Source organism: Sphingobium sp. AS12 (assembly GCF_019097845.1).
GTDB lineage: Bacteria > Pseudomonadota > Alphaproteobacteria > Sphingomonadales > Sphingomonadaceae > Sphingobium.
Genome location: NZ_JAHRGM010000051.1, coordinates 1 through 4,515, shown reverse-complemented (window position 1 = coordinate 4,515; position 4,515 = coordinate 1). Strand labels below are relative to the sequence as shown.

General features: G+C 57.4%; 2 protein-coding genes and 5 pseudogenes. 4 read left to right on the top strand and 3 right to left on the bottom strand.

Features of this window, described 5'->3' with window-relative positions; genetic code table 11:
* Positions 1-82: 82 nt before the first annotated feature.
* Positions 83-833 (bottom strand): annotated as a pseudogene (locus tag KRZ98_RS18115) (transposase).
* Between the two features lie 138 nt (positions 834-971).
* Between KRZ98_RS18115 and KRZ98_RS18110 the strand changes: the two are divergent.
* Positions 972-2,059: pseudogene (locus KRZ98_RS18110) on the top strand (IS5 family transposase).
* Between the two features lie 97 nt (positions 2,060-2,156).
* On the opposite strand, the gene KRZ98_RS24455 reads toward KRZ98_RS18110, so the two are convergent.
* Complete coding sequence (locus tag KRZ98_RS24455; RefSeq protein WP_217674834.1) at positions 2,157-2,582, bottom strand: transposase; 426 nt, start codon at positions 2,580-2,582, stop codon at positions 2,157-2,159.
* 224 nt (positions 2,583-2,806) lie between these two features.
* Here KRZ98_RS24455 and KRZ98_RS18100 point away from each other — a divergent pair, with 224 nt between their 5' ends.
* Together KRZ98_RS18100 and KRZ98_RS18095 are read left to right on the top strand one after the other, a co-directional pair.
* Positions 2,807-3,673: a WecB/TagA/CpsF family glycosyltransferase gene (locus KRZ98_RS18100; protein ID WP_254798678.1), complete on the top strand. Its 867-nt coding sequence runs from the start codon at positions 2,807-2,809 to the stop codon at positions 3,671-3,673.
* Between the two features lie 97 nt (positions 3,674-3,770).
* A pseudogene (locus KRZ98_RS18095) lies at positions 3,771-3,950 on the top strand (IS481 family transposase); the annotation flags it as partial.
* 34 nt (positions 3,951-3,984) lie between these two features.
* On the opposite strand, the pseudogene KRZ98_RS18090 reads toward KRZ98_RS18095, so the two are convergent.
* A pseudogene (locus tag KRZ98_RS18090) lies at positions 3,985-4,242 on the bottom strand (IS3 family transposase); the annotation flags it as partial.
* 89 nt (positions 4,243-4,331) lie between these two features.
* Between KRZ98_RS18090 and KRZ98_RS24265 the strand changes: the two are divergent.
* A pseudogene (locus KRZ98_RS24265) lies at positions 4,332-4,515 on the top strand (IS630 family transposase); the annotation flags it as partial.

Below are 4,515 nucleotides of genomic sequence, written 5' to 3'. Positions count from 1 at the left end.
GCCCTTCCGCCGAAACCAAACCGCTCTTGACCAATCGAACGATGCGCCACGTCCGGCTCTCCTCTTGGGAAAGCACATAGAATCAGCAATCAATGCCCATGTCTACACCCACCCGCGCACAGGTCTCATTACTACCCATGATGTTGAGCACCCTGGTCAAGTTGTAAGCGAAGACATGGAGCGCCATCTCGGTTGAGACGCGCGGTTTTGTCTTTGTGAGGAAGTGCGTGTAGCCCATTCGGGCCTTCAGGGTGGCAAAGGGATGTTCGACCGTCTGGCGTCGTATGCGCATAGCGTTAGGATTTGCATCCAGTCGGTGCTGCATCGCTTCGATCACCTCTTCATGCTCCCATCGGGAGACACGGCGCTGTTTGCTCGGCGTGCATTGCGCCTTCATCGAACAGTCGCACAGACACTTGCCCAATAGCGTTTTAGCGTCAGCCCCCCTTCTTCGCGAGTGAACCGATAGCTGAGAGTTTCGCCCGCTGGACAGCGATAGGCATCCTGCTCGGGTAGATAGATGAAGTCTTGTTTTCCAAACCGCCCAGCCACATGAGCTCGACATTGCGATCGGCCTCGCGCTCAAGGCGACGGCTCGGCTGCACCCGGTTGAGATATCCGTAAATGTAAAGCTTGAGCAAAACCGACGGATGATAGGATGGCCGACCCGTGGCTGCAGGTTCCACGCCCTCAAATCCAAGTCCCAACAGATCGAGCGCGTCGACAAAGGCATCAATCACTCGGACCGGATTATCTTCTCCGATCCAGTCATCTACGCAGGGCGGAAATAGCGTGGTTTGTTTGCGATCAGCACCAGAAATGAAGCGACCCATATGATCCCCCAAAACGTTGGATCACCATACCACATCTGACGCGTTTTCACACAGTCTGGACCCAAGATGGACACCTCGAAAAACTCTGGCGTTTGATGGGCAGATTTGATTCACTTCGTCGACGATGCGTTGGAGGCGATGACGGCAAATCAGCCTGGTTTCTTCGATCTTTCGGACCGGTACGATGCGCTGAGCGCGGCGGGCGATCCGCTAGAGCGATTGGCGGCAGTTGTGGATTTCGAGGTTTTCCGTGGTCCGCTGGTGGCAGCGCTTCGTCGCAGCGTTCGCGGCAAGGGTGGGCGACCGCCCTTTGATCCGGTGCTCATGTTCAAGATTCTGGTGCTACAGGCGCTCTATTCGCTGTCAGACGAGGCCATCGAGTTTCAAATCAAAGACCGGTTGTCATTCCAACGGTTCCTAGGCCTTGGGCTCGATGGCACCGTGCCGGATGCGACCACGGTGTGGCTGTTCCGGGAACGCCTGATAAATGCCAAGGCCATAGATAAACTCTTCGCTCGCTTCGACGCTGCCCTCAAAGATCGGGGCTATCTCGCCATGGGCGGGCAAATCATCGACGCCACGGTCGTGCCGGCACCCAAACAGCGCAATACCGAAGCGGAGAAAGCAGCGATCAAGGAAGGCGGGGTCCCCGAGGACTGGAAGCCGGCCAAGACCCGGCAAAAGGACCGTGATGCGCGCTGGTCGATCAAGTTCAGCAAGGCCAAGGTCCGGGAGGGGGCAGATCCCAAGGCGGCCAGGCCGGTCGATCTGGCCATCCCGATGTTCGGGTACAAAAATCATATCGGCATCGACAAGGCCCATGGGTTGATCCGGACCTGGGATGCCAGCGCCGCCAATGCCCATGACGGCGCACGGCTGCCGGTTCTGATCAGTAAGGACAACACTGCCTCAGGCGTCTGGGCTGATACCGCCTATCGATCCAAGAAGAACGAGGCGTTCCTGACCAGTGGCATGTTCACCAGCCACATTCACCAGAGACGCAACCCAAGGGCAAGCCCATGCCGAAAGCAACCGCGCGGGCCAACGCTGCCAAGTCTTCGATCCGCGCTCATGTCGAACACGTCTTTGCCCATCAGAAGAACAGGTTCGGGCTGTTCATCCGAACCATCGGCTTGGCCCGCGCCGAAGCGAAACTGACCCTTTGCAACCTCGCCTACAACTTCAACAGGCTGATCTTCCATGAGCGCCGGGAAAGCACCGGCTGAGTCTGTCTCCAATCCGGGGAACTGGATGAAATCGCACAGAATGACTTCGAAAACAGACCAAACGCTGACCCTTCAGCATCTGCCAGCACCGCCATCATCACCCGTCAGGCTGCCAGCCACGTAGCAATCGGTTTTTGCGGGTCTCCAGCTGCGCGGTCACCGTTTCAAACAGCGACCGATCCAGCTTCTGCGCGACCAGCAGCCGGCGATACCTGACGAAGGCGGTGCGCTCGGGCGTCCCTTCGTTTGCGGAGAACCCACAGAAGCGGCGGAAGGAGGCTCGATCGTCGAGCGCCTCGGCCAGCTTCACGTCGGACAGGTCGTACCAGATCGACAAAAGCAGGGCTTTGAACATTGCCAGCGGCGGCCAGGCGGGTTCGCCCTTAGTGGCCGGATAAAGCGGATCGAGAAGCGCCGTGACCGCGCTCCAATCGATCAGCGTGACAAGGGCGTCGAGCGATGATGATGACCTTGCCCTTCCGCCGAAACCAAACCGCTCTTGACCAATCGAACGATGCGCCACGTCCGGCTCTCCTCTTGGGAAAGCCCATAGAATCAGCAATCAATGCCCATGTCTACACCCACCCGCGCACAGGTCTCCCAATGGCTACCCAATCAATGAATCACGAATGACTCAAATCCGCCAGGGTTTTTGCGCGTTTCCAGCTCGGTTTCATCTGTCCGCAACAAATCCGCCTGAAGCAATTATCGTTAACAGAGCCCAATCTACTATAGAAATTTTTTAGCTTGGCTGAATTTACACTTGTCCGTCGGCGCCACCGCCTGCACAACGGGACGCTGGCAATTGGAGATGTTATGGCAAAACCATTGATCGCTGACGGATGGCTGGAGCCCGTGAACCCGGTGATCGTTGGTGGCGTTCCTGTCGCCCCACTGACAACCCAGCAATGGGTTGAGCTAATGCTGAGCGATGTCCGCAAGGCTAGGGAAAATGGTGCTTCGCCAACATATAACACCTCGGCCAATGGCAATGTTATATCACAATGGGCTAGTGACCCTGAATTGCGTGCGGTGATGTCGCAGGCAGACAGCATTGCGGCTGACGGTGTTTCGGTGATGTGGGGGGCGAAACTTTTCGCCGGAGAGATCATTCCAGATCGTGCGGCGACGACCGACCTGTTCCACGATCTTGCCGAGGCCGCCCAGCAGCACGGCTATTCGATCTACCTGCTGGGTGCGACCGCAGAGCAAAATGCCAAAGCGCTAGAACGTATTAGAAAGCTCTACCCTGGGCTCAACATAGCGGGTGGCCGTGACGGCTACTTCTGTTTAGAAGAGGAGGCCGGGGTCTGCGAGGAGATCGTTAAAGCAGGCACCGACATACTTTTTGTCGGACTTGGAGTAGGCAGGCAGGATTTCTTCGTCGACCGAAATATCTCCAGACTACAGGGGGTTGGCTGGGTGAAGACTTGTGGAGGCCTGTTCGATTTCCTTGCTGGGCTGCGGTCGCGCGCACCGGAATGGATGCAACGCAATGGTCTGGAATGGCTCTATCGGACAATGCTGGAGCCTCGCCGTCTGTTGCTTCGATATGCCACCACTAACACTCGCGCCATTTGGATGATGATTACTGCAAGCGGCAAGGCAAGTTGAACTGCTGTCTGGTTGCGACAAATCATTGGGACATGGTAAGCAGCGCTATTGCGGATCACGCATGGCGCTTTGCTGCTCTTGTTGATGAGGTTTCGTGATGGTGCAGATACATCCTCAGGCCCGAACCACGCCCGTTGTGCGGGCAGACGTTGCCGGCTCCACCGCACCCGCCAGTGTCGTGGCGAAGCGCTATGGCGTCAGCGACGAGACCGTCCGCAAGTGGCGGAGACGCGGAGAACAGGCCGTCCAGGATCGATCAAGCCGACCCAAGCGCTGGACTTGTTCCGGTTTTGCGCCGGTCACCTATCTCCTTATGCCACCTTGGCCTCGAATGCGAGCGGGCTGATGCCTCCCAGATATGAATGACGTCTGCGGGTGTTGTAGAAGCCATTGATGTACTGGAAGATAGCTGCCTCTGCCTGACGCCGGGTTGGCCATTTCTGCCGCCAGATCAGTTCGGCCTTCAGGCTTTTGAAGAAGGTCTCGACGGAGGCGTTGTCGTAGCAATTACCCTTGCCGCTCATCGAAGGACGCAGGCCATAGGCCTGCAGCTTCTTTTGATAGTCATAATACCAACCTGCTGTGATGCTGACTCACGCCGAGGATTCCCAAACCGGCAAAAGTATGAATCTATGGTTGCCTGTTGGAGGGCATGGCCATGGGTGCAGCGATCGGATTACGGAACGACTTTGATGCGACGAGTTTGAGGCGACTGGCGGAGCACAAAAAGCGCGAACCAGGGGCGCCGGCTGCTGGCGTTGGCCGAAATATATGATGGCGGTAGCCGCAGCGATGCGGCGCGGATCGGCGGGGTGACGCTGCAGATCGTGCGGGACTGGGTC